Source organism: Pseudomonas sp. NFACC24-1 (assembly GCF_900115235.1).
GTDB classification, from domain to species: Bacteria; Pseudomonadota; Gammaproteobacteria; order Pseudomonadales; family Pseudomonadaceae; genus Aquipseudomonas; species Aquipseudomonas fluorescens_AA.
This window is the reverse complement of record NZ_FOVS01000016.1, coordinates 12486-37443: the sequence shown is the minus strand read 5'-3', so window position 1 is coordinate 37443 and position 24958 is coordinate 12486. Positions and strand designations below refer to the sequence as shown.

25 protein-coding genes are annotated in these 24958 nt (G+C 62.4%); 15 read left to right on the top strand and 10 right to left on the bottom strand.

What is annotated here, in order from left to right; translation table 11 throughout:
- The first annotated feature begins 125 nt into the window (after nt 1-125).
- Nucleotides 126-1313 carry a Na+/H+ antiporter NhaA gene (gene nhaA / locus BM317_RS16260; RefSeq protein ID WP_092165970.1) on the top strand — a complete coding sequence of 396 codons (1188 nt, stop codon included), beginning with the start codon at nt 126-128 and terminating at the stop codon, nt 1311-1313.
- Between the two features lie 949 nt (nt 1314-2262).
- On the opposite strand, the gene BM317_RS16255 is transcribed toward nhaA, so the two are convergent.
- Nucleotides 2263-2727 carry an outer membrane lipoprotein gene (locus tag BM317_RS16255; protein WP_092165969.1) on the bottom strand — a complete coding sequence of 155 codons (465 nt, stop codon included), beginning with the start codon at nt 2725-2727 and terminating at the stop codon, nt 2263-2265.
- Between the two features lie 171 nt (nt 2728-2898).
- Here BM317_RS16255 and BM317_RS16250 point away from each other — a divergent pair, with 171 nt between their 5' ends.
- A complete protein-coding gene (locus BM317_RS16250) occupies nt 2899-3183 on the top strand; it encodes a hypothetical protein (RefSeq protein ID WP_092165968.1) in 285 nt (94 codons plus the stop codon).
- Here the strand turns inward: BM317_RS16250 and pdxH are convergent.
- From pdxH to dinG, 4 genes are all read right to left on the bottom strand, one after another.
- Nucleotides 3131-3778, bottom strand: coding sequence for a pyridoxamine 5'-phosphate oxidase (gene pdxH, locus BM317_RS16245; protein WP_060738909.1), 648 nt, complete (start codon nt 3776-3778; stop codon nt 3131-3133). The two genes, BM317_RS16250 and pdxH, sit on opposite strands and share 53 nt — an antisense overlap.
- 23 nt (nt 3779-3801) lie before the next feature.
- Nucleotides 3802-4938 (bottom strand): OmpA family protein, encoded by a 1137-nt coding sequence (locus tag BM317_RS16240; protein ID WP_092165967.1) that lies wholly within the window; start codon nt 4936-4938, stop codon nt 3802-3804.
- A gap of 117 nt (nt 4939-5055) precedes the next feature.
- Entirely contained in the window at nt 5056-6201 is a 1146-nt protein-coding gene (locus BM317_RS16235) for a serine hydrolase domain-containing protein (RefSeq protein ID WP_092165966.1), read from the bottom strand.
- A 268-nt stretch (nt 6202-6469) separates the two neighbouring features.
- Nucleotides 6470-8614 carry an ATP-dependent DNA helicase DinG gene (gene dinG / locus BM317_RS16230; RefSeq protein ID WP_092165965.1) on the bottom strand — a complete coding sequence of 715 codons (2145 nt, stop codon included), beginning with the start codon at nt 8612-8614 and terminating at the stop codon, nt 6470-6472.
- Nucleotides 8615-8713: 99 nt separating this feature from the next.
- Between dinG and BM317_RS16225 the strand changes: the two genes are divergently transcribed.
- The gene (locus tag BM317_RS16225) at nt 8714-9178 is read left to right on the top strand and encodes a CopD family protein (RefSeq protein WP_092329196.1); all 465 of its coding nucleotides are present in this window, start codon (nt 8714-8716) and stop codon (nt 9176-9178) included.
- Between the two features lie 141 nt (nt 9179-9319).
- Here BM317_RS16225 and BM317_RS16220 read toward each other — a convergent pair whose 3' ends face one another.
- The 4 genes from BM317_RS16220 to BM317_RS16205 all read right to left on the bottom strand — a co-directional run bounded on the left by BM317_RS16220 (nt 9320) and on the right by BM317_RS16205 (nt 12005).
- The gene (locus BM317_RS16220) at nt 9320-10078 is read right to left on the bottom strand and encodes a hypothetical protein (protein ID WP_092475158.1); all 759 of its coding nucleotides are present in this window, start codon (nt 10076-10078) and stop codon (nt 9320-9322) included.
- Nucleotides 10071-10343, bottom strand: a complete 273-nt coding sequence (locus BM317_RS16215; protein ID WP_092165962.1) for a DUF1145 domain-containing protein — start codon at nt 10341-10343, stop codon at nt 10071-10073. The genes BM317_RS16220 and BM317_RS16215 overlap by 8 nt, the downstream gene beginning before the upstream one ends.
- Before the next feature lie 147 nt (nt 10344-10490).
- A complete protein-coding gene (locus BM317_RS16210; protein ID WP_092165961.1) occupies nt 10491-11216 on the bottom strand; it encodes a PA1041 family peptidoglycan-binding anchor lipoprotein in 726 nt (241 codons plus the stop codon).
- A gap of 90 nt (nt 11217-11306) precedes the next feature.
- Complete coding sequence (locus BM317_RS16205) at nt 11307-12005, bottom strand: PA1041 family peptidoglycan-binding anchor lipoprotein (RefSeq protein WP_092165960.1); 699 nt, start codon at nt 12003-12005, stop codon at nt 11307-11309.
- Between the two features lie 191 nt (nt 12006-12196).
- Between BM317_RS16205 and BM317_RS16200 the strand changes: the two genes are divergently transcribed.
- The 4 genes from BM317_RS16200 (at nt 12197) to BM317_RS16185 (ending at nt 13938) form a co-directional block, all read left to right on the top strand.
- Complete coding sequence (locus BM317_RS16200) at nt 12197-12694, top strand: DUF6231 family protein (protein ID WP_060738918.1); 498 nt, start codon at nt 12197-12199, stop codon at nt 12692-12694.
- A gap of 2 nt (nt 12695-12696) precedes the next feature.
- Complete coding sequence (locus BM317_RS16195) at nt 12697-13185, top strand: YchJ family protein (RefSeq protein WP_092166089.1); 489 nt, start codon at nt 12697-12699, stop codon at nt 13183-13185.
- Nucleotides 13186-13255: 70 nt separating this feature from the next.
- Nucleotides 13256-13741, top strand: coding sequence for an LEA/WHy family protein (locus tag BM317_RS16190; protein WP_092165959.1), 486 nt, complete (start codon nt 13256-13258; stop codon nt 13739-13741).
- A gap of 5 nt (nt 13742-13746) precedes the next feature.
- Complete coding sequence (locus tag BM317_RS16185; RefSeq protein ID WP_092475155.1) at nt 13747-13938, top strand: SEC-C metal-binding domain-containing protein; 192 nt, start codon at nt 13747-13749, stop codon at nt 13936-13938.
- A 131-nt stretch (nt 13939-14069) separates the two neighbouring features.
- On the opposite strand, the gene BM317_RS16180 is transcribed toward BM317_RS16185, so the two are convergent.
- Complete coding sequence (locus BM317_RS16180) at nt 14070-14627, bottom strand: cysteine hydrolase family protein (protein WP_092475152.1); 558 nt, start codon at nt 14625-14627, stop codon at nt 14070-14072.
- Nucleotides 14628-14833: 206 nt separating this feature from the next.
- Here BM317_RS16180 and BM317_RS16175 point away from each other — a divergent pair, with 206 nt between their 5' ends.
- The 8 genes from BM317_RS16175 (at nt 14834) to BM317_RS16140 (ending at nt 24874) form a co-directional block, all read left to right on the top strand.
- Nucleotides 14834-17284, top strand: coding sequence for a penicillin acylase family protein (locus BM317_RS16175; RefSeq protein ID WP_092475149.1), 2451 nt, complete (start codon nt 14834-14836; stop codon nt 17282-17284).
- A 238-nt stretch (nt 17285-17522) separates the two neighbouring features.
- Nucleotides 17523-18554 carry a ligase-associated DNA damage response exonuclease gene (locus tag BM317_RS16170; RefSeq protein ID WP_092165954.1) on the top strand — a complete coding sequence of 344 codons (1032 nt, stop codon included), beginning with the start codon at nt 17523-17525 and terminating at the stop codon, nt 18552-18554.
- The gene (locus tag BM317_RS16165; RefSeq protein ID WP_092475146.1) at nt 18551-20239 is read left to right on the top strand and encodes an ATP-dependent DNA ligase; all 1689 of its coding nucleotides are present in this window, start codon (nt 18551-18553) and stop codon (nt 20237-20239) included. Before BM317_RS16170 ends, BM317_RS16165 begins: the two co-directional genes overlap by 4 nt.
- A 435-nt stretch (nt 20240-20674) precedes the next feature.
- Nucleotides 20675-21457, top strand: coding sequence for a transporter substrate-binding domain-containing protein (locus BM317_RS16160; protein WP_092165950.1), 783 nt, complete (start codon nt 20675-20677; stop codon nt 21455-21457).
- A gap of 57 nt (nt 21458-21514) precedes the next feature.
- Complete coding sequence (locus tag BM317_RS16155; RefSeq protein ID WP_060743074.1) at nt 21515-22243, top strand: ABC transporter permease; 729 nt, start codon at nt 21515-21517, stop codon at nt 22241-22243.
- Nucleotides 22240-22950: an ABC transporter permease gene (locus BM317_RS16150; RefSeq protein ID WP_092165948.1), complete on the top strand. Its 711-nt coding sequence runs from the start codon at nt 22240-22242 to the stop codon at nt 22948-22950. Before BM317_RS16155 ends, BM317_RS16150 begins: the two co-directional genes overlap by 4 nt.
- Nucleotides 22951-22977: 27 nt before the next feature.
- Nucleotides 22978-24096 carry a succinylglutamate desuccinylase/aspartoacylase family protein gene (locus tag BM317_RS16145; protein WP_092475143.1) on the top strand — a complete coding sequence of 373 codons (1119 nt, stop codon included), beginning with the start codon at nt 22978-22980 and terminating at the stop codon, nt 24094-24096.
- Between the two features lie 13 nt (nt 24097-24109).
- Nucleotides 24110-24874 (top strand): ABC transporter ATP-binding protein, encoded by a 765-nt coding sequence (locus BM317_RS16140; RefSeq protein WP_072409574.1) that lies wholly within the window; start codon nt 24110-24112, stop codon nt 24872-24874.
- Nucleotides 24875-24958: the final 84 nt, after the last annotated feature.

Sequence of the window (24958 nt, the reverse complement as noted above, 5' to 3'; positions counted from 1 at the left end):
CTGCCAACTGCGTGGAGCAGGCCTTGTAACGACATATAACAAAAAAGAATATAACTTTTGTTTTAACAACTAACAGTACGGGTTAGGGTGTGCCATCTTTTTGATTCGATACATGGAGAGCGATCGTGGCTCTACGCAATTCTCTGACACGTTTTTTTCAACTGGAGGCTGCCAGCGGCCTGCTGCTGATCGCCGCCGCCGTACTGGCCCTGGTCATCAACAACTCACCGCTGTCCTGGTTGTATAACGGCCTGCTGGACACCCCGGTGGTCGCCCAGGTGGGCGCACTGAAGATCGCTAAGCCCCTGCTGCTATGGATCAACGACGGCCTGATGGCGTTGTTCTTCCTGCTCATCGGCCTCGAGGTCAAGCGTGAGGTTCTCGATGGGCAGTTATCCAAACCTTCGCAAATCGTCCTGCCGGGCGCGGCGGCGATTGGTGGCATGGTGGTGCCGGCGCTGATCTACTGGTTTCTCAACCGCGATAACCCGCCCGCCCTCGCCGGCTGGGCAATTCCGACGGCCACCGACATCGCATTCGCCCTCGGCGTGCTGGCCTTGCTCGGCAAGCGGGTGCCGGTGTCGCTCAAACTGTTCCTGATGACCCTGGCAATCATCGATGACCTGGGCGCCATTATCATCATCGCCATCTTCTATTCCGGCGCCCTGTCGACCTTGTCGCTCATGCTGGCAGCCGCCTGCATCGCCGCGCTGGTGGCGATGAACCGGATGGGCGTGGTCAAGCTCGGGCCCTACATGGTGGTGGGCCTGATCCTCTGGGTCTGCGTGCTCAAGAGCGGTGTCCATGCCACGCTGGCCGGGGTAACCCTGGCGTTCTGCATTCCGCTGCGCACGAAAAACGCCGAGACTTCGCCGCTGCTCACCTTGGAACATGCCCTGCATCCCTGGGTGGCCTATGGCATCCTGCCGCTGTTCGCCTTCGCCAACGCCGGCCTGTCCCTGAGCGGCGTCACCGTCGAGAGCTTCACCCATCACGTGCCGATGGGCATCGCCATCGGCCTGTTGCTGGGCAAGACCGTCGGCGTCTTCGGCCTGACCTGGCTGGCGGTGAAAATCGGCATCGCCAGCCTGCCCACCGGCGCCAATTGGGGCCAGGTACTGGGCGTGGCGATCCTGTGCGGGATTGGTTTCACCATGAGCCTGTTCGTCGGCTCCCTGGCGTTCGAACCGGGTGTGAGTGACTACGCTGGCATGGACCGGATGGGAATCCTCACCGGTTCGATCCTGGCGGCGCTGCTGGGTTATGCGGTGACGGCGGCGGCCAGTCGTAAGCAGCCCGCATTGCCTGGTTGATCCTTACTTCTGCGTTAGCGTCTTGAGAGCCATGAGAGGTTAAGGAATGGTGTGTATATCCGTTTCTGCGGTAACGGCCACTTATGGTTTCGCTTTTACAGCGACTCACTTTCGAAAAGCGCGAAAGTAAGCAAAGCGCTCCTGCCCCACCACTCGGCACCTCGCGTAGGCTCGGTGTGCCCTCACTCCGGCATTGCTCCGTGGGCCGCCGCGAAGGGCCATCCATGGCCCAGCGCGGCTACCTCGGCATCCATGCCGAGGTGCCCACTGCGCAATGCCTGCGTTCGGCCAGCGTGGTTTAACGGGGCGCCGAGATCAACGTCCACCGCGAGGCGGCCTAGTAGCCGACCTGGTTTTGGGTGAACGTGTTTCTCCTGTGGGCGAGCTTGCTCGCGATGAGGCCAGCAAGCCCAGCTTCCATGTGACTGAACCACCGCCATCGCGAGCAGGCTCGCTCCCACATTCAATCTTCAGCGGACACAAAATTCATATTCAACACAGACCTCCTGTGGGGGCGAGCTTGGTCGCAAAGAGGCCGGTACATCCACATAATCATCGACTGTGACGCCGCCTTCGCGAGCAAGCCCGCTCCAACAGAAGAAACGCGGTCCCACCAAGAACTAGGTCGGCTACTAGGCCGCCTCGCTTCGGCTTTTGATCTGGGGCGCCCCGTTAAACCACGCTGGCCGAACGCAGGTATTGCGCAGTGGGCATCCCGGCATGGATGCCGGGATAGCCGCGCTGGGCCATGGATGGCCCTTCGCGGCGGGCCCACGGAGCAATGCCGGAGTGAGGGCATGCCGAGCCTAGGCGAGGCACCGAGTGGTGGGGCAAGAGCGTTTTGGTTACTTTTGCGCTTTTCAAAAGTGACCCGCTGTAAGAGCGGAACCATAAGTAGCCGTTACACCAGCAACGGATATACACACAACTCTGGAATCCCTCCCGTAAATTAGTGCGTTACGCGACTCGTACCATCCACAGTGGCAATACGAACCCGCTCACCCACACGGAACACCTCGTTTTCCTGAACCTGCTGCACATAGGCACGCATGCTGCCGTCATCTTCACGAACGGTAATTTCCACACCCTGGGTTCGGGTCAGGCCTTCCTCAGTGGCGGAACCAATCAAGCCGCCCGCCACGGCGCCGATCACGGCGGCGACGATGCTGCCACGGCCACCACCGATGGCGCTGCCGCCCACACCACCGACCACGGCACCGGCCGCACCGCCGATAGGGGTCTTGGTGCCTTCGATCTTGACCGGGCGCAAGGCTTCGATCGTGCCCATGCGAATCGTCTGCACGCGACGCGCTTCGTCACGGGAGTAGGAATCACCGGTCAGGCTCGACTGACAACCAGTGAGCAACATCGCCATCGTGGAAAAGGAAGCAACCAGCAAAACAGACTTACGCATAGCATCAAACTCCAAAAGACAGGGATTCATTAAACTCCGCAGCTTGACGCCTGTCACGGCCTCGCCGGGATAAAATTGCTTTCATTCAGGTGGGATACAGGCGCGCCCGAAAAATTCACCAAACAGTAGCGTCAATTTCCGAAACCTGCGTCATCAACCCTGGAATTTTTCATGGATTATTTCATTATCGTCGCCACCACCGTGGCCGGTTTGTACTTCCACTGGTGGTTGTACGTGCGGATCAAACGCTGGGTGGATCGCGATCTGGCACTTTCGCTGGCGGGGCCCGATGGGCAGAAGAAAACCTACATGCTGCAACAATTGGCCCGCGCCCAGGCCCAAGGCATCAAGCGCCGTGACCTGCCGCAATGGCTCCAGACCGCCGCGGCAGGTTATCCCGACGCTAAGGCGCCAGACGCTCGCGAGTCCACTGCGCCCCTTGCAGGCGATAGTTGAGGCGATCATGCAGGCGGCTCGGCCGGCCCTGCCAGAACTCGATGCGTTCGGGCAGCAGGCGATAACCGCCCCAATGCTCGGGGCAGTGTGGCTGGCTGTCGCTGAAACGCTGCTCGGTGGCCTTGAGCAGGTCTTCAAGTTCGTCGCGCCCGGCAATCACCCGGCTCTGGGGTGAGGCCCAGGCGCCGAGACGGCTGCCCAGCGGGCGAACCTGGTAATAAGCGTCCGACTCTTGCGCCGTAACCTTGACCACTTTGCCTTCGATGCGTACCTGGCGTTCCAGGGCTGGCCAGAAAAACGTCATGGCCGCAAATGGATTAGCGGCCAATTGCTGGCCCTTGGCGCTGTCGTAGTTGGTGAAGAACGTGAAGCCCTGGGCATCCAAGCCCTTGAGCAGCAGGATCCGGCAGTGCGGACGTCCCTGCGCATCCACCGTGGCCAGGGTCATGGCATTGGCCTCCACCGGGGCCTGTTCGGTCTTTACCGCGTCGGCGAACCATTGGTGGAACAGTGCAAACGGCTCGGCCGGGGCTTGCGCCTCGGTCAAGCCTTCGCGGGTGTAGTCGCGGCGCATATCAGCCAGCGGTTGGGTCATGGCGCATTCCTTGAGTTAGCCCATCACTGCTTCGGGGTATCGGCGGCCGCGACTTTCTTGGTATCGGTAGCGGCTTTGGTCGGTTGAGGCTTCTTCGCTGGGGTAGCGGGCTTGGCCGCGACCTTCTTTGCAGGCGCCTTGACCGCAGCTTTTTTGGCCGGTGCTTTCTTGGTCGAGGATTTGGAGGTCGAGGCCACCGCTTTTTTTGCTGCGGGCGCAGGCGCCGGGGCAGCGGGCTTCACATCCTGGGCTGCAACCATCGTCACTGGGGCCGGAGCCGGCATGTTGTACTTGCTCAGCAGCGCAACCATGGTGTTGGCCGGCGTGACCAGCAACTCCACACGACGATTCAAGGCGCGGCCCTCAACGCTGTCGTTGGCCGCACGCGGTGCCACCGCCCCCATGCCGCGCAGCATCAGGCGATCACGTTGCAGGCCGCTGAGGCGGAAAATCGCCGCCACGGACTGGGCACGCTCCTGGCTGAGCTTGAGGTTGGCCGGTGCGGCCCCCGAGGTGTCGGCGTGACCAAGGATCAGTACGGCAGTCTTCGGGTCGGCTTCAAGGATCTTCGCCACGCGGGTGAACGGGCCGAGGGTCACGGGCAGCAACATGGCCGGACGGTCCGGGTTGAAAGAGCCGTCCACGGGCGCGGTGACCACCAGCACATTGTCGCGGCGCTCAAGCTCGAGCTTGCTGTCCTGGATCGCCGTGCGCAGCTTCGGCTCGTAGTCGTCGAGCCAGGCCTGGGTGACTTTCGGATCGGGCATCGGCACCGCCTTGGCGGTTTCCTGATCCTTGCCACCGAACGGCCACCACCACTTGCCGTTGCTTTCGGCTTCAGCCTTGGCAACAGCTGTCGGCGCCTTGGCCTCAGGCTTGGCTTGCGCTTCTGCCTTTGCTTCGACTTTTCTGGCGGCGTCTGCGGCGGTTTCCTCGGAAGAGAACGGCCACCACCAGTGGCTGGCGCCCTCGGCCTTGGCTTGCGGTGCGACAGCGGCAGGCTTCAGGGGCGCCGCTGGCGCCGTTTCCTTGGCCGCCACCTTGTCGGAGGAGCCGAACGGCCACCAGCCGCCGCTGCCCTCGGCATCATTTTGTGGGGTTTGTGCGCAACCAGTGATAGCGAAGCACAGCGCCAGAGCGAGGGTTTTATTCGATGACATTGGATATCCACAAAATGATCTAAATGAAAAAACAAGGCCATGTTTTGGCCGCATAAACAGACGCTTCGAAACTGAAAAGGACACGAGGTTCCTGTGTCCATGGCCTTCAATGGCGTTTTATAGACAAGTGGCAAGCACCCGCGCAAGATTTTGCGCGCGCGGGTCCATCAACACGTAAGGCCCCAGCGTGTTGGTCACGAAGCCGAACGCTACATCATGTTCGGGATCGGCAAACCCGATGGAACCCCCTGCCCCCGGATGACCGAACGCCCGTGGGCCAAGGCCGTAGGTCGCGTTCGGCACATCCGGCTGGTCGAGCATGCAACCCAGGCCGAAACGGGTCTGGGTCAACAACGTCTTATCCTCGCCAAAGCTGTGCTGGCGAGTCAGTTCGTCGAGCATTTCACCTTCCAGCAGGCTGCCGTCCAGCAGCCCCGCATAGAAGCCCGCCAGGCTGCGAGCATTGCCGTGGCCGTTGGCCGCCGGTTGCTGCATGCGCCGCCATTCCGGCTTGTTGGTGCTGGTCATGATCGACGGTGGGTTGGTAAAGGCACGGGTGGTCATGGCCGTGGGCTCACGCATCGTCACCTGCAGCAGGCGCTGGGCCGCCGCATCGCCGACGTTGCCTTTGCCACGGGCGATGTGGGCCACGCGATGGAACTCGTCGTCGGCCAGGCCAACGTGGAAATCCAGGCCCAACGGCTTGGCGACCCGGGCGACGATGGACTCCCCAGGGCCACGCCCATCGGCCCGGCGCAACAGCTCGCCCACCAGCCAGCCGTAAGTGATCGCGGCATAACCGTGGCCTTCGCCCGGCGTCCACCAAGGTGTTTCGGCAGCCAAGGCATCGACCATGGCTTGCCAGTCATAAAGCGCTTCGGGCGGCAGCAATTCATGCAGCGCCGGCAGCCCAGCCTGGTGGCAGAGCAGCTGGCGCAGAGTGATGGATTGCTTGCCGGCCGCAGCAAACTCTGGCCAATAGCGGGCTACCGGGGCGTCCAGCTGCAACTTGCCTTCGGCCACCAGTTGCAGGGCGGTGACGGCGGTGAACGTCTTGGTGCAGGAAAACAGGTTGGCGATGGTGTCGCTGTGCCAGGCTTCATGGCCATCCTTGTCGGCGGTACCGGCCCACAGGTCGATCACCGTGCGGCCACCCACCTGGATGCACAACGCGGCACCGCGCTCCTGGGGATCATCGAACAGCGCCGCGAACGCTTCACGCACCGCCTCGAACTGAAGCTCATAATGGCCTTGAATCTGCACCCGCAACTCCCTTGAAACAAAGACTTTTCAGAGTGGCTGGCATTGTTTCAGGCATTAGGTCATTTGGGAACCGCCACAGGACGGCTGGCTGGACACTGTCCTTGTGGCGAGGGGATTTATCCCCGATGGGTTGCGAAGCAGCCCCCCGAACAGCCAACTCTTTATATCCTGGCACTCCGAGTCGCCTGGCTTCAGGGCCGCTTCGCGCCCCAGCGGGGATAAATCCCCTCGCCACAAATAGCTCCCTGACCAGAAACATGGCGGGGGATCAGGAAATCTCCCGCCGAAACGGCGGCAATGCATTGAGGATCGCCTTGCCATAGCGCTGGGTGACCAGCCGTCGGTCAAGCAAGGTGATGGTGCCGCGGTCTTCTTCGGTACGTAGCAAGCGGCCACACGCCTGGACCAGTTTCAGCGAAGCGTCCGGCACGGAGATTTCCATGAACGGGTTGCCACCGCGGGCCTCGATCCACTCGGCCAACGCCGCCTCCACCGGGTCGTCGGGAACCGAGAAAGGGATCTTGGCAATCACCACGTGCTCGCAATAGGCACCAGGCAAGTCCACACCTTCGGCGAAGCTCGCCAGGCCGAACAGCACGCTGGAGTCCCCACCATCGACCCGCGCCTTGTGCTTGTTCAGTGTTTCCTGCTTTGACAGGTTGCCCTGGATGAACACTTGCTTGCGCCAGTCACGGTCAAGGCCATCGAACACGTCCTGCATCTGCTTGCGCGAGGAAAACAGCACCAGGGTGCCCCGTGAGCCTTCCACCAACTCTGGCAGGTCGCGGATGATCGCCGCAGTGTGGGCGGCGGCATCCCGTGGGTCGGCCTTGAGGTCGGGCACCCGCAGCACGCCGGCGTCGGCGTGATGGAAGGGGCTCGGGACCACGGCGGTCACGGCCTTCTTCGGCAGGCCGGCGCGCATGCGGAAGCGGTCGAACGTGCCCAGGGCCGTCAGCGTGGCGGACGTCACCAGCGCGCCATAGGCCACGTTCCACAGGTTGCGCCGCAGCATTTCCGCGGCCAGGATCGGGCTGGCATTGACCTCGATGTCGAACAGCGAACCGCTTTCGGCCAGGGTCAGCCAGCGCGCCATCGGCGGGTTGTCTTCCGGGTCCTCGACAGTAAATGCCGTCCACAGCTCCCAGTTACCCTGGGAACGGGACAACAGGCTGCCGAACAGCGGGTACCACTCCTCGGCCTGGTTGCTGGCGATACCGATGTTCACCTCGCCGTCCATGCCTTCCTTGAGCAGGTCGGTCAGGCGCGTGAACAGGTCGGTCAGGCGTGCGAAGCCTTTCTTGAGCTCGATGCCCATTTCCCGCATGTGTTCAGGAATCACTCCGCCAACGAAGCGATGGCGTGGCCGCTCGCGGCCCTCGACGTCTTCGCCAGGCTTGAAATCGGCCACTTGCTCGCACGCGGTGAACATGAACTGCTGGTTCGTCTTGATTTCCCGCGCCAACTCCGGCACCTGCTCGATGAACTTGCCCAGGTCACCCGGCAACGGATGCTGGGCCAGCAGCTTGGTGAGGTTCTTGGCGGTGGTTTCCAGCCAGTCGGCGGTGGAGCGCAGCCGGGTGTAATGGGCGAAATGGCCGATGGCCTTGTCCGGCAGGTGATGGCCTTCGTCGAACACGTAGATCGTGTCGCGTGGGTCCGGCAGCACCGCACCGCCGCCCAGGGCCAGGTCGGCCAGGACCATGTCGTGGTTGGTGACGATGACGTCGACCTTGCCCATGCCTTCGCGAGCCTTGTAGAAGGCGCACTGGCCGAAGTTCGGACAATGTCGGTTGGTGCACTGGCTATGGTCAGTGGTCAGACGGGACCAGTCGGCGTCTTCCAGGGCCGTGGACCAGCTGTCGCGGTCGCCGTCCCATTTATTGCCCGCCAGCTTCTCGATCATGCTGGTGAACAGCTTCTGGCTGGCTTCATCCACCTCGATCTTGAAGCCCTCTTCTTCGAACAGCTGGGCCGTGGCCGTCTGTGCCTGGCCTTCCTGGAGCAACATGTCGAGCTTGGACAGGCACATGTAGCGCCCACGGCCCTTGGCCAGCGCGAACGTGAAGTTCAGCCCACTGTTGCGCATCAGGTCGGGCAGGTCCTTGTAGACGATCTGTTCCTGCAGGGCGACGGTGGCCGTGGCGATCACCAGGCGCTTGCCGGCGGCCTTGGCGGTGGGAATCGCCGCCAGGCTGTAGGCCACGGTCTTGCCGGTACCGGTGCCGGCCTCCACCGCCACCACGGCAGGCTCGCCGCTGCGCCGGCCTTCGTCGTCGGTGTCGATGTCGCCCAGGACTTTTGCCACTTCGGCAATCATCAGGCGCTGGCCATATCGCGGCTTGAGGCTCTTGGCTTCGAGAAAACGCGAATAGGCGCCCTGGATCGTGGTTTTGAGTTCGGTGCTGATCATGAATGGTCGGGCGCTAAAAACGCTGGATAAATTTTCAGTGGTTCGGATCGGCGGCTATCATACCCCGCTAATGAATCCTGCGCAGAACGGAGTAACCTAATGACACCCTTTGCCCTCGTCTACACCCTGCATTTACTCGCGGCCCTGGTCTGGGTCGGCGGCATGTTCTTCGCCTGGATGATCCTGCGTCCCGCCGCAATGACGGCGCTTGAGGGCCCTGCCCGGCTCAAGTTGTGGGTAGAAGTGTTTCAGCGTTTTTTCGTCTGGGTCTGGGTCGCCGTCGTACTTTTGCCGATCAGCGGCGTAGGCCTGATCCATCTGCGCTTCGCCGGTTTCGAAACCGCGCCGCGTTATGTGCAGGTGATGATGGGGTTGTATGTGGTGATGACGGCGCTGTTTATCCGTATCCAGGGCTTGCAACTGCCCGCATTGCGTAACGCCGTGACGGCGCAGGACTGGCCGACGGGTGCGGCGGTGCTGGGGAAGATCCGGCGGTTGGTGGGAATCAATCTGTTGATCGGGTTGCTGGTGGTGGCGATTGGTGCGGCGCGACCAATGTTCTGACGCTCCCTGTAGGAGCTGTCGAGTGCAACGAGGCTGCGATCTTTCCCCAGACAGTTGAATCGTGAGCAAACGCCTCACAGATCAAGATCAAAAAAGATCGCAGCCTTCGGCAGCTCCTACAGGGTATTCGAGTTCAACGCTTCAAAACCGCTGCACCGTCACCGTCCCCGCAGCTCCCGCAGGCCCTGGTTGGCCATCGGCGCCAGGACGGCCGCTTTTGCCGCCATCGGCGGTATAGACCAGGCACCCCTTGGCCTTGCCTCCCGCCCCGGGTTTGCCGCCGTGTCCCGCCGCGCCACCGGCCCCGCCGTCCACCGTCACCTTGATCTGCTCGGCCGGGTAGGCCAGGGGCAGCTCGAGGCGTACCTGCGCGCCAGCGGCTCCCGGCTGGCCATCACTGCCGTTGCTGCCGTCAGCACCGCGACCGGCCGACCCCCAAGTGCAACCCGGCGCCTGGCCATTGGCACCGTCAAGACCGACGAAACCCGGTGCACCGGTGCCGCCACGGGCGTCCACCGACAACAACGGCGCATTCAACACCTTGAAACGCAGGCTGAGATCACGCCCCGGCCGCGCAGCCTTGGTGTAGGTCCCCGGTGCGCCGCGGGAAGTGATCTGGCTGCCCTCGGCCAATTCAGCCTGGGCCACTTTCATTTCCAGTACCTGCTGCGCCGGCACGATGGCGATCCGCGCCTCACGCCCCAGGTGCAACTGGTCGATGGTCAATTCAGTGACATTGGAAGGCACCAGCAGCGTGCCGTAATCGGCCACGTCCAGCCGCTCCAGAGTCAGGGTGCTGGTGGTATTGGGCAGGCGCATCAACGAATGGCCTTCGACCTGGAGCACCTGGGCCGAAGCCCATGGGCAGACGAGTGCGGCAAGCAGACACAATTTACGCATGGGAAGCCTCTGGCGCGGTCGGGAGGGTTTGCAGGTGGAAGATGCCGAACAGCAGCACTCTGAGGCGATCGCGGCCAGGCGCGGGGCGGCCACGGAAACTGGCCCGGAACAACAACAGTTCCAGCAGATGGAGTACCAGCAAAAACACACCGGCGACATTGACCAGCAGATGCAGCGGATGGACGAACGGCACCACCAGATTGACCAGCACCACCAGCCAGAACAGCAGGGTCAGCAAGCGCCCCAGCCCCCAAAACACCTTCATACGCCCCCCTGATCGAGCATTATTCTTTGCCCGCACAGTAACGGCTTGCGCGCAGGATAAGCCAGAGGGTCCGGTAAATTTAATCTAACCCGGGGCCCTGGCCCACCGGATCGTCCTCCCGACGACCCGGCAGCCCTGGGCCGCGCCTCAGCGTTGGATATGCAATTCAACCCGACGGTTCTGCGCCCGCCCTTCATCGGTCTCATTGTCGGCCACCGGCTCGCTTTCACCCTTGCCTTCGCTGGTGAGTTTGCCGGGGGCCAGCCCCTGGGCCAGCAAATACTCCACGACGCTGCTGGCCCGACGTTCGGACAGCCCTTGGTTATAGGCATCAGTGCCGACACTGTCGGTGTGACCCACGACCCGGATGCTGGCGACATTGGCATGGCTGAGTTTGCCCATCAGCCCATCGAGTTGGCTTCGAGCGTCTGCGGTGAGATCGGATTTGTCGAAATCGAACAGCACCTTGCCCGCGTCGTTGAGGGTGATGACCTCGCTGGCCGGTGCTTGCGGTTCGACCGGCGGCGCACTGGCCGGGTATTGCGGCACCGGGCAACCGTGATGCTCGACCGGCGTATTGGCCGGTGTATCGGGACAACGGTCGCGGCGGTCGAACACACCGTCGTCGTCTTCATCGCCATCCTGGGCGTAGCAGATCAAGCCACCGCCCAGCAGCCCCAATGCGCCGCCGCCAGCGGCCCAACCGCTGCTTTCAATGGCCCCCAACCCGCCGCCGACGAGGCCGCCGATCAGGCTACAGATTGGCCAGGTGCGTTGATTGAGGGGGGCGCTGCCGTCGCTGTGAGTGGCGCAGCCGGACAACAGACTGCTTGCCAGCAGTACCGGTAAGGCGGCCCTGATTAGAACGTTCATGGTGAAGGCTCCTGTGTCACCGGCCCATACCGGTCACACAGGAGTAAAGACCCGCATCCGCAACTCGACAAGCCACGGATGACAAGGGTTTCAGCGGTTTATCTTGATTTCCGTGCGGCGGTTCATCGCACGGCCATCGGCAGTCTTGTTATCGGCCACCGGCTGGCTCTCGCCGGCACCGGACACCGAGACAAAACTGGCCTGCGGCACGCCGTTTTCGACCAGGTATTTCACCACCGAATTGGCCCTTCTCTCCGATAGTTTCTGGTTGTAGGCATCGCTGCCGACGCTGTCGGTGTGGCCGGTGACCCGTAGTTGCGCGGTGGACGTTTCCTGTTTCAGCCGGGTGGCGACCGTGCTCAGGACATCTTTGTCGGCCGGGGTCAGCGTGGCTTTGTTGAATTCAAAGTGCACATCGCGGATCACGATGGTTTCTTCCTTGACCACCACGGCTTCTTCAACAACCACCGGCGCCGGAGCTGGCGGCGGGCAGCCATCGGCATCGACCTGCACGCCCTTCGGTGTGCCCGGGCACTTGTCGCGGCTGTCCGGCACGCCATCACCGTCTTCGTCGCCATCGCCGTGCACCCAGCAATAAGCTGCCGCCATGCCGCCAACGTACAGCGCTCCGCCGCCAGCCCAGGAAGTGCTTTCTATGGCACCTAATCCCGCACCGATCGCACCGCCGACGGCCGCACAGGTCGGCCAGTCGGTTTTCTGCAAACCTGCACAACCAGTCAACACACTGGTTAGCAGAACCAGGGGTAACGCTGTCCGAACTATGCTCATCGGGTTTCTCCTTGAGGGATCGGCTTTGCGCCGATTCAGGGGAGTAAAGACCCGTCTTCGAGTCTGCGCCAGCTTGAGCAATCGCGGGTTTTCGCCCCGTGTTTGCGAAGATTCCACACGTTCAGGGACAAACCGCTCTAGGCCATGCTGTCCGGGCAGGCTATCGTGATGGTTCTGACTGAGGAACTTCGATGACCGTTGCCATTTCTTCGCGTACGCCCCAGCAAGCCCTGGCGGCCGTGCTTGACCGTTACGCCCCGCAAAAACTGCTGCTGATCGGTGCCAGCGGCTTTCCCGCACTCGAAGCATTCCAGCAGGCCCATCCCGACACCGAAGTGGTCCACGCCGGCCCCGGCGCGCTGCCGGCGGACGTGGCGGCGCGACGTTTTGACCTGGCCCTGGCGCTCGATTGCCTGGAGCATTTGCCCAAGCGCGAGGGTCTGAACCTGTTGGGCGGCATTCGCAATCTCAACGCCAGCCGCATCGCCGTACTCGCCGACCTCAACGCCTGCGGCTGGCAAGAGACGGACTTTTTTTCCCTGGCCTTGCAAGCCAGCGAGCGATTCCAGCGTGAAGATCAGGTGCTGACCCTGTTCACCTACGATCTGCTTGAATACAAACAGGTCCCCGACTGGCTCAACTCACGTTTCTGGGCCAACCCGGAAAACTTTGGAAAATATTGGTGGTAATTGTGAACACAAGCTCGCACTCGCCCATTTGCCCCTGTGGCAGTGGCAACTCGCTGGAGGCCTGCTGCGGCCACTACCACGACGGTCACCCGGCGCCCTGCGCCGAAGCCTTGATGCGCTCGCGCTATAGCGCCTATGTGCTGGGCCTGGTGGATTACCTGGTCGCCACTACCCTGCCCGCCCAGCAGCAAGGCCTCGATCGCCAGTCCATCGGCGAGTGGAGCGCCAACAGCACCTGGTTGGGGCTGGACGTGGAAAGCAGCGAAGTGTTCGGCGGTCAACCGGAACACGCTTTCGTCACGTTCACGGCACGCTGGCACGACGGCCAGGGCGAACACAGCCACCGTGAACAGTCCTCGTTCGTGCAGAACGACGGACGCTGGTACTTCATCGATCCGACCGTACCGGTCAAGATCGGACGCAACGACAGCTGTCCGTGCGGCAGCGGGCACAAATTCAAGAAGTGCTGCGCCGGCTACTTCAATCGCTGAATTTAGGAAACGTCCGACGCTCGTCCATCGGCCCATAGGGCTAGACTGGGGATAAACCAGAGGCACGGACATGACCCCTCCATCATTCTTGCTGCGCATCACCTGCCTGCTGCTGTTCGTTGGATTCAGCGGCTGTGCATCCTGGCGAGGTGAAGAAGCTCCGGAACCACAGGTGCATCTGGTCAAAGTCGAGGTGGTGCGGGCCCGGCTGCTGGAACAGAAGTTCATGCTGCACTTTCGCGTCGACAACCCCGGCGACAGCGACCTCACCGTTCGCGGCCTGACCTACCGCATCCACCTGGGCGACCTGTTGCTGACCGAAGGCGAGCATGAGCACTGGTTCACCGTGCGTCCCAAGCACAGCGCCTACTTCAAGGTGCCGGTGCGCACCAACCTGTGGCCACAGGTGCGGGAAGTGGTGAAGCTGCTGGAGAAACCCCGGGAACAGATCCCCTATCGTCTGGAAGGTGAGCTGGAAACCGGATTATTCATCGCCCACTACGTGCACCTTGAGCGCAATGGCGTGATAATCGCCGCCGATTTAATTGCGGAGTAACCCCGATGACCCAGCAACCCCACGTCCACGGCCCTGATTGCAACCACGATCACGACCATGACCACGGCCACGTCCACGGCCCGAACTGCGGCCACGCCCACCAGGAACCGGTGCGCAACGCCCTGAAGGATGTCGGTCGCAACGACCCTTGCCCGTGCGGCAATGGCAAGAAATTCAAGAAGTGCCACGGGGCTTGAGAGGCTGGGCGGACAAGCTTTTCGCCTATTAGACCGTCATCGCGAGCAAGCTCGCTCCCACAGGGAAATTGCGCAGAACCCGTGTGGGAGCGAGCTTGCTCGCGATGAGGCAGCGCTTCAGTACCGATCTATCAGCCCGCCTGCAGAATCCGCTTCACACCCACCACCGTCGCATACTCACCGTGCAAGTTTCCCAGGGACATGGCATGCACTTCGGCTGCCGAACGGGCGTTGCCGAAGTAATCGCTCTTGTCGAAGGTGAAGCAGGCATCCTCGGCCACCCAGGTGTCGAATCCCAGATTGCCGGCCGTACGCGCCGTGGACTCCACCGAGTTGTGCGTCGCCACACCGACAATCACCAGTTGCCTGATTCCGGCTTTGCGCAGGTCTTGCTCCAGATGGGTGCCACTGAACGCATCCGGCACCTGCTTTTGCACCAACCATTCCCCTGCCTTCGGCTCGAACCGTGGCTGGACCTCCACCCCCGACTGCCCCGGCCAGAACACCGAGTCCGGCGAGCGGGACAGGTGGTGGACGTGAATCACCGGGCGCGCCGTGTGTCGCCAGAAAGCCAGCAGTTCCAGCATGCGCAGCTCTGCCTCGGGGTTGTTGCGAGGGCCGAGCCTGGGGTGAAGGATGCCTTTTTGTTGATCGATGAGAATCAGCGCCGCGTCGTTCTGTAGCTCCATGCCGGTTTCTCTTGCTTGGTCTTTGTATGTTGCACACTTGAGCATCACCCCTTCCAACAGGCAAGCCTTCGAGCAAAAGCGATGACCCGGTCCCGGGCTTTCATCGCCAAATCAACAAATAACCCTCGCCCCCGCTTGCGCGGCCCCCGCCTGCTCACTAACGTAGCGCCTTTATTGGTGCCACCCCCTCCCGCAGGAGCTTTGCCATGGCCTCGCCAGCCTCTATTTCCTTTATCCCCCGGCTCGGTGTTGCCGCCGCGGTGGCCAGTGTGCTCGGTTTGAGCGGATGCCAGACCTGGAATGCCCAGGACACGGTCCCGCCCACGTCCGGGGTGCAGCCGCTCAAGGGGCTGGCGCAGAACGTCTCGGTCCGCCGCAACGCCACGGGCATGCCGCTGATCGAAAGCAACAGCTTCCATGACGCCTTGTTCACCCTCGGCTACGTCCACGCCAGCGACCGCATTACCCAGATGGTGACCCTGCGCCTGCTGGCCCAAGGACGGTTGGCAGAGATGTCCGGCGCCGAACGGCTGGAGGTCGACCGCTACATGCGCGCCGTCAACCTGAAGAAAAACGCCGACGAGCTGTACAAGGCGTCTTCACCAAGGCTCAAGCGTTTCTTCGAAGTCTATGCCCGTGGCGTCAACGCCTATCTGTTCCGCTACCGCGACAAGTTGCCGTCGGACCTGGCCGCCACCGGTTACAAACCTGAATACTGGAAACCGGAAGATTCGGCGCTGATGTTCTGCCTGCTGAATTTCAGCCAGTCAGCCAACCTGCCGGAAGAAATCGCCAACCTGGTGCTGGCCCAGACCGTCACCAACGACAAACTCGCCTGGCTGAGCCCGTCCTATCCGGACGAACAACTGCCTGTGGCCGAGGCCGACAAGCTCCAGGGCCTGCGCCTCAATGGCCAGATCCCGGGCTTGAACGAAATCAACAAGGCCACCCACCAATTGGCCGGGCTGAATCTGCTGGGTGCCGCATCTGCAAGCAACTGGGCCATCGCGCCACAACGCAGCCGCAGCGGCAAGAGCCTGTTGGCCAGCGACAGCCACGGGCCGCTGGGCATGCCGGGGCTGTGGAGCCCGGTACAGATCCGTGCGCCCAAATACCAGGCGGCCGGGGTTTCCGTGGCGGGCATCCCGATGATCCTGGCCGGGTTCAACGGCAAGGTGGCCTGGAGCATGACCAGCGTACTGGGGGACAACCAGGACCTGTTCCTGGAAAAAATCCGCCGCCAGGGCAATGGCCTGTCCTATGAGGTCAACGGCAAATGGCAACCGATGATCGTGCGCAACGAAACCTACTTCATCAAAGGCCAGCGGCCGATTCGTGAAGCGGTGTTCGAAACCCGCCACGGCCCGTTGCTCAACAGCGCCCAAGGCCTCGCCATGGCCAACGGCTTTGGCCTGGCCTTGCAGACACCGAGCTTCAGCGACGACAAGACCCTGGACGCCTTCTTCGATCTGTCCCGGGCGCAGAACGTCGAGAAAGCGTCCGACGCCAGCCGGGAAATCCGCGCCATGGCCGTGAACCTGGTCTTTGCCGACGCCAGCCATATCGGCTGGCAAGTCACCGGTCGCTACCCGAACCGCCGTGAAGGCGAGGGTCTGTTGCCGTCGCCGGGCTGGGACGGTCGCTACGATTGGGACGGTTACGCCGACCCGATGCTGCACCCCTACGACCAAGACCCGGCCCAAGGCTGGCTCGGCACGGCCAACCAACGGGTCATTCCCCATGGCTACGGCATGCAACTGTCCAACTCCTGGGCTTCGCCGGAGCGTGGCGAACGCATGGCCGAACTGGCCGGCGCAGGCAAGCACGACACCCGCAGCCTGACCGCCATGCAATACGACCAGAGCACGACGTTCGCGGCCAAGCTCAAGCAAGTCTTCGAAGCGCCGGGCATGGCCCAGCCGCTCAAACAGGCCATCGAAGCCCTGCCAGTGGCTGACCGGGCCAAGGCTCGCGAGGCCTATACCCGCTTGATGGCATTCGATGGCCGGCTCAGCCCGACCTCCGCCGACGCGGCGATCTATGAGCTGTTCCTGCAGGAAAGCATGAAGCAGATTTTCCTCGACGAGCTGGGCCCGGACAGCAGCCCGGCTTGGCAGGCACTGGTCGCCAACGGCCAATTGTCCTACTCGGCCCAGGCCGATCATCTGCTGGGGCGTGAAGACAGCCCGTTCTGGGACGATGTGCGCACCCCTCAGAAAGAAGACAAGGCCGTTATCCTCGCCCGCAGCCTGGCCGCCACCATCAACGCCGGTGACAGCCAGTTGGGCGGCGACCACAAGGCCTGGCAATGGGGCCAATTGCATCGCTACGCCTGGAAGAACAGCAACGGCCAGATCGTACGCGGCCCGCTGCCGGCCGGTGGCGACGCCACCACGCTCAACACGGCGGCGTTCGCCTGGGGCCAGGACTTCACCACCACCCTGGCGCCGGCCATGCGCTTTATCGTTGACTTCGGCCAGCCCGAACCATTAATGATCCAGGACGGCGCCGGCCAGTCCGGCAACCCGGTCAGCCCGCACTATGCCAATGGCATCGATCCGTGGATCAAGGGGCAGTTCCAGAGCCTGCCGTTGCAATCGCAAAACTTCGATCGGGCGTACGGCAAGACGCGGTTGACCCTGGTGCCTGGCAAATAGACTGCCCTGTGGCGAGGGGATTTATCCCCGTTGGGCTGCGCAGCAGCCCTGAAACCAGGCAACTAGGTGTGTCAGGCAAATCGAGTTGGCTGCTTTGGGGCTGCTCCGCAGCCCAACGGGGATAAATCCCCTCGCCACATTTGTCCATTCAGCCACCTGATCCTGCGCCATCAAAACCCGATAGAACTTCCCCCTCGCCTGCGCCTCTACCTGACAAGCCCATCGCTCCGGTGACCGCATGGATCTTGTCATTGCCCGCCCCGAAGGCTTGTACTGCCCGCCCGGGGATTTCTACATCGACCCATGGAGGGCGGTGGAACGCTCGGTCATCACCCACGCCCACGGCGACCATGCCCGCAGTGGCAACCAACACTACCTGGCAGCGGCACCCGGCGAAGGCATCCTGCGATCACGCCTGGGCCAGGACATCCACCTGCAAACGCTGCCCTACGGCGAACGCCTGTCGCACCATGGCGTGACCTTGAGCTTTCACCCCGCCGGCCATGTGCTGGGCTCGGCCCAGGTACGGCTGGAATATCAAGGCGAGGTCTGGGTGGCGTCGGGGGATTACAAAGTCGAGCCTGACGGCACCTGCACCCCGTTCGAGCCAGTGAAATGCCATACCTTTATCACCGAATCCACCTTCGGCCTGCCGATCTACCGTTGGCAACCCCAGGTGCAGATTTTCGACGAGATCAACCAGTGGTGGCGCGGGAATATCGCCGTCGGCCGGGCCAGCGTGTTGTTCTGCTATTCCTTCGGCAAGGCCCAGCGGATTCTCCACGGCATCGATGAAAGCCTCGGCCCGATCCTGGCCCATGGGGCGGTGGAGCCGCTGAACCGGGTCTACCGCGAGGCCGGGGTTCATCTGCCGCCAACGATCTATGCCGGCGATATCAAGAAGAACGACCCGATCATGGGCCAGGCCCTGGTCATCGCCCCGCCCTCTGCCGGAGGCAGCAGTTGGATGCGCCGCTTCGGCGACTACAGCGACGCCTTCGCCAGCGGCTGGATGCGCCTGCGTGGTACGCGTCGGCGGCGCGGCGTGGACCGGGGGTTCGTGCTGTCCGACCACGCCGACTGGCCTGGTCTGCTCTGGGCCATCGAACAGACCGGCGCCGAACGGGTGATGGTCACCCATGGATCAGTCGCCGTCCTGGTGCGCCACTTGTGCGAGCAAGGCCTCGATGCCCAGGGGTTCACTACCGAATACGGCGACGACGAAGAAGACCTCGCTACGGCCACCGACAGCGGTGAGGAGGCGCCATGAAAGCCTTCGCCGAGTTGTACGCCGAACTGGACGCCACCACCTCCAGCAATGCCAAGCTCACCGCCATGCAGGACTATTTCAGCAAAGCCCCGCCCCAGGACGCGGCGTGGGCCGTGTATTTCCTTTCCGGCGGGCGTCCACGGCAACTGGTGCCGGTAAAAATCCTGCGGGAGTTGGCGGTCCGGGTATCCGGGTTGTCGCTCTGGCTGTTCGAAGAAAGTTATCAGGCCGTGGGCGACCTGGCCGAAACCATTTCGCTGGTATTACCCGAGTCGCCCCACCGCTCCGATGAAGGCCTGGCGTTGTGGATCGAAGAGAAACTGCTGCCGTTGCGTGGTGAGTCGCCCGACGTCCTGGCTGAACGACTTCCGGCGCTGTGGGCGCAGCTCGACCGGCCGAGCCTGATGCTTTGCATCAAACTCATCACCGGCAGTTTCCGGGTGGGTGTATCCAAACTCCTGGTGACCCGGGCCCTGGCGGCCATGGCCGGACTGGACAGCAAACGGGTGGCCCAGCGCCTGGTGGGCTACACCGACCTGTCCCATCGTCCCACGGCCGCCAGCTACCTCAAACTGATCGCAGCGGAGTCCGACGATGAACATGCCCAGCGCGGCGGCCAGCCTTATCCGTTTTTCCTGGCCCATGGGTTGTCAGCGCCAGTGGAGCAATTCGACGCGCTGCTGGGGCCGGCCAGCGACTGGCAGGTGGAATGGAAATGGGACGGCATCCGATCCCAGGTGATCAAGCGCGACGGCCATTTGTGGGTCTGGTCGCGAGGCGAGGACTTGGTCACTGAACGATTTCCGGAATTGCATTCGCTGGCCCAGGCGTTGCCTGACGGCACGGTGATCGACGGTGAAATTGTGGTCTGGAAAGCCCCCCCGTCGGTTACCGAAGACGCCTTCGACCCGGACGCACCGTTGCAGCCGGCGGTGCAACCCTTCGCCCTGTTGCAACAGCGCATCGGTCGCAAGTCCCTGGGCAAGAAAATCCTCGACGACGCCCCCGTCGCGGTGATGGCCTACGACCTGTTGGAATGGCAAGGCGAGGATTGGCGCAGCCGCCCCCAGGCCGAGCGCCGCGAACAATTGGAAGCACTGATCGGCCGCATCCACAGCCCGGTGCTGTTGCCCTCGCCGATCATAACCGGGCAGGACTGGCTGGACCTCGCCCGGCAGCGCGAAGCGTCTCGCAGCCTCGGTGTCGAGGGCATGATGCTCAAGGCCCGCAACGCGCTGTACGGCGTCGGTCGCACCAAGGACATGGGCGTGTGGTGGAAATGGAAGATCGACCCGTTCAGCGTCGACGCGGTGCTGATCTACGCCCAGCGCGGCCATGGCCGGCGCGCCAGCCTCTACAGCGACTATACCTTCGCCGTGTGGGACAGCCCGCCAGACACTCGCGAGCGCACCCTGGTGCCATTCGCCAAGGCCTATTCGGGGCTGACCGATGCAGAAATGCGCCAGGTCGACAGTATCGTGCGCAAGACCACCGTTGAGAAGTTCGGCCCGGTGAGCAGCGTCACCCCCACCCTGGTGTTCGAACTGGGCTTCGAAGGCATCGCCCTGTCCAAGCGCCACAAGAGCGGGATCGCCGTGCGGTTTCCACGGATGCTGCGCTGGCGCCAGGACAAGGGCGTCGATGAAGCCGACACGTTGGCGACGCTGCAGGATCTGCTGAAATAAAATCCTCCTGCCGGTTCCGGAGTTAGTCAACGAAAGGCTGACCACCCTTGTGGCGAGGGGATTTATCCCCGCTGGGCTGCGCAGCAGCCCCTCCAACCTATAGCCCGGTCTATCAGACTGATCAGATATACCCCTTGGGGACTGCTGCGCAGTCCAACGGGGATAAATCCCCTCGCCACAGGGACAAGTTCCCCCACGGATTATCCTCCCAAGCAGTATATTCCCGGCAACGCGCGCTCCATCCCGGTGCGCTTTTTGATGTACGCTCATCCTCGCGCACCATTGCGTTCCGTCTCCTGCCGCCCGTGCTTTTAAAACACTTGTTCGGCACTATGGTTCGGAAATTGCTACCTTTATGCCGTCATACCGTTCAGACCTTCACCGGTAACAATCTTATGCGCCACAAGCGCTCAAATTGGTTTTAGGGACTCAATAATGAAAAAAGCACTGCTGACCCTTTCTGCACTGGCGTTGTGCATGGCCGCTGGCGTCGCCACAGCCAAGGAATACAAGGAACTGCGTTTTGGTGTCGACCCTTCCTACGCCCCGTTCGAGTCCAAGGCCGCCGACGGCAGCCTGGTCGGTTTCGACATCGACCTGGGCAATGCGATCTGCGCAGAGCTGAAGGTCAAATGCAAATGGGTCGAAAGCGATTTCGACGGCATGATCCCGGGCCTGAAGGCCAATAAATTCGACGGCGTGATCTCCTCCATGACCGTGACCCCGGCCCGCGAAAAAGCCATCGACTTCTCCAGCGAGCTGTTCTCCGGCCCAACGGCCTATGTCTTCAAGAAAGGCTCGGGCCTGAGCGAAGACGTTGCCTCGCTCAAAGGCAAGACCGTCGGCTACGAGCAAGGCACCATCCAGGAAGCCTACGCCAAGGCCGTGCTGGACAAGGCCGGCGTCAAGACCCAGGCCTACCAGAACCAGGACCAGGTCTACGCCGACCTGACCTCCGGCCGCCTCGACGCGGCGATCCAGGACATGCTCCAGGCGGAGCTGGGCTTCCTGAAATCGCCAAAAGGCGAAGGTTATGAAGTCAGCAAGCCGGTGGACAGCGAATTGCTGCCCTCCAAGACCGCCATCGGTATCAAGAAAGGTAACAAAGACCTGAAGGCCCTTTTGGATAAAGGTATCAAAGCGTTACACGACGACGGCAAGTACGCCGAAATCCAGAAAAAACACTTTGGCGATCTGAATCTGTACAGCGGCAAATAATGCGCGGCGCCCATCCGGTCTCGGATGGGCGCTTTTTTCCTGCCAAAGGCCTCTTTCATGTTCGAACAACTCCTACAAAATCTGGGGCTCTCCGCCTTCAGCCTGCAGGGCTTCGGCCCGCTGCTGATGCAAGGCACCTGGATGACCATCAAGCTGTCGGCCCTGTCCTTGTTGTTGAGCGTCTTGCTCGGCCTGCTGGGCGCCAGTGCCAAGCTGTCCCGCGTCAAACTGCTGCGAATCCCTGCCCAGCTCTACACCACGCTGATCCGCGGCGTGCCGGACCTGGTGCTGATGCTCCTGATCTTCTACAGCCTGCAAACATGGCTGACTTCGTTCACCGACTTCATGGAATGGGAATACATCGAGATCGACCCATTCGGCGCCGGGGTGATTACCCTGGGCTTCATCTATGGCGCGTACTTCACCGAAACCTTTCGCGGCGCGATCCTCGCGGTCCCCCGGGGCCAGGTCGAAGCCGCCACGGCCTATGGCCTCAAACGTGGCCAACGCTTTCGCTTCGTGGTGTTCCCGCAAATGATGCGCTTTGCCCTGCCGGGTATCGGCAACAACTGGATGGTGATGCTCAAAGCCACCGCGCTGGTGTCGATCATCGGTCTGGCCGACCTGGTCAAGGCGGCCCAGGATGCGGGCAAGAGCACCTACCAGCTGTTCTACTTCCTGGTGCTGGCGGCGCTGATTTATCTGCTGATCACCAGCGCGTCCAATTTCATCCTGCGCTGGCTTGAACGCCGCTACGCCGCCGGAGCCCGGGAGGCGGTGCGATGATCGAACTCCTGCAAGAATACTGGCGGCCATTCCTGTACAGCGACGGCGTCAACATCACCGGCCTGGCCATGACCCTGTGGCTGCTCAGCGCCTCGCTGCTGATCGGCTTCGTGGTGTCGATCCCGCTGTCCATCGCCCGGGTTTCGCCCAAGTTCTACGTACGCTGGCCCGTGCAGTTCTACACTTACCTGTTCCGGGGCACGCCGCTCTACATCCAGTTGCTGATCTGCTACACCGGCATCTACAGCATCGCGGCGGTACGTGCCCAGCCCCTGCTCGACAGTTTCTTTCGCGACGCGATGAACTGCACGATCCTGGCCTTCGCCTTGAACACCTGCGCCTACACCACGGAAATTTTCGCCGGGGCGATTCGCAGCATGAACCATGGCGAAGTGGAAGCGGCCAAGGCCTACGGCCTGACCGGCTGGAAACTGTACGCCTACGTGATCATGCCGTCGGCGTTGCGCCGCTCGCTGCCGTACTACAGCAACGAAGTCATCTTGATGCTGCACTCGACGACCGTGGCGTTCACCGCTACCGTTCCAGACGTGCTGAAAGTCGCCCGGGATGCCAACTCGGCGACGTTCCTGACGTTCCAGTCGTTCGGGATCGCCGCGTTGATCTACCTGACCGTCACCTTTGCGCTGGTGGGCCTCTTCCGCCTCGCCGAACGCCGCTGGCTGGCCTTCCTCGGGCCGACCCACTAGGGCTTTTGTTCCAGGACACACACGCACATGCGCCACCAGATCCATGACCTGCTGTCCCCGGTACCGGGGACAGCACGCAAAATCCACAGCTTCCACTTCGGCCCGGAAAAAGCCGTCGGCAAAATCTATATCCAGTCGTCCCTGCACGCCGATGAATTGCCGGGCATGCTGGTCGCCTGGCACCTCAAGCAACGCCTGGCCGAGCTCGAAGCGTCGGGCCACCTGCGCCACGAGATCGTGCTGGTGCCGGTCGCCAACCCCATCGGCCTCGAACAGGTGCTGATGGACGTGCCCCTGGGGCGCTACGAAACCGAAAGCGGGCAGAACTTCAACCGCCGCTTCCTCGACCTGAGCGAAGAAATCGGCAATGAGATCGAAGAGCTGCTCACCGACGATCCACAGCACAACCTGATGCTGATCCGCACCAGCCTGCACGATGTCCTCGCCCGGCAGACCCCAGGCACGCAATTGCAATCCCTGCGCCTGGCCCTGCAACGGCTGGCCTGCGACGCCGACATGGTGCTGGACCTGCATTGCGACTTCGAAGCCGTGGCCCACCTCTACACCACGCCCGAAGCCTGGCCGCAGGTCGAGCCACTGGCCCGCTACATCGGTGCCGAAGCCAGCTTGCTGGCGACCGATTCGGGGGGCCAGTCGTTCGACGAATGCTTCACCCTGCTCTGGTGGCAACTCAAGGAACGCTTCGGCGAACGCTTCGAGATTCCCCTGGGCAGCTTTTCGGTGACCGTGGAGTTGCGTGGCCAGGGTGACGTCAACCATGGCCTGGCAAGCCTCGACTGCCAGGCCTTGATCGAATACCTGATCCGCTTCGGCGCCATCGACGGCGAACCGATGCCCATGCCCGAACTGCCCTACCCGGCCACGCCGCTGGCCGCGGTCGAGCCGGTGGCCACGCCCGTGGGCGGGTTGCTGGTCTACAGCGCCCTGCCCGGCGAATACCTGGAGGCGGGGCAACTGATCGCGGAAGTCATCGACCCGGTCAACGACACCGTCACCCCCGTTCATTGCCGTAACGCCGGGCTGCTGTACGCCCGTTCGCTGCGCCGCATGGCCACAGCCGGCATGGTGATCGCCCATGTCGCCGGCACCGAGGCCTACCGCAGCGGCTACCTACTTTCGCCTTGAGGATGCATGCTCCATGTACAAACTGACCATCGAAGGCCTGCATAAAAGCTATGGCGAACATGAAGTACTCAAGGGCGTCTCGCTCAAGGCCAAGACCGGCGACGTCATCAGCCTGATCGGCGCCAGCGGCTCGGGCAAAAGTACCTTTCTGCGCTGTATCAACTTCCTGGAACAACCCAATGACGGCGCCATGACCCTGGACGGCCAGCCGATCCAGATGATCAAGGACCGCCACGGCATGCACGTGGCCGACGCCGACGAACTGCAACGCATCCGCACGCGCCTGGCCATGGTGTTCCAGCATTTCAACCTGTGGAGCCACATGACCGTGCTGGAAAACATCACCATGGCGCCGCGCCGGGTGTTGGGTGTGAGCAAGCAGGAAGCCGACGACCGTGCGCGCCGTTATCTCGACAAGGTCGGCCTGCCGGCACGGGTTGCCGAGCAGTACCCCGCTTTCCTCTCCGGCGGCCAGCAACAGCGCGTGGCCATTGCCCGTGCGCTGGCGATGGAGCCGGAGGTGATGCTGTTCGACGAACCCACTTCGGCCCTGGACCCGGAGCTGGTGGGCGAAGTGCTGAAGGTGATCCAGGGCCTGGCCGAAGAGGGCCGGACCATGATCATGGTGACCCACGAAATGAGCTTCGCCCGTAAAGTCTCGAACCAGGTGCTGTTCCTGCACCAGGGCCTGGTGGAAGAAGAAGGCGCGCCGGAAGACGTACTGGGCAACCCCAAGAGCGAACGACTCAAGCAGTTTCTCAGTGGCAACTTGAAGTAAACCTCGGCACACCTGAATTGAGGAGCCAGGTACTGCTCTTGTGGCGAGGGGATTTATCCCCGCTGGGCTGCGAAGCTGCCCCTC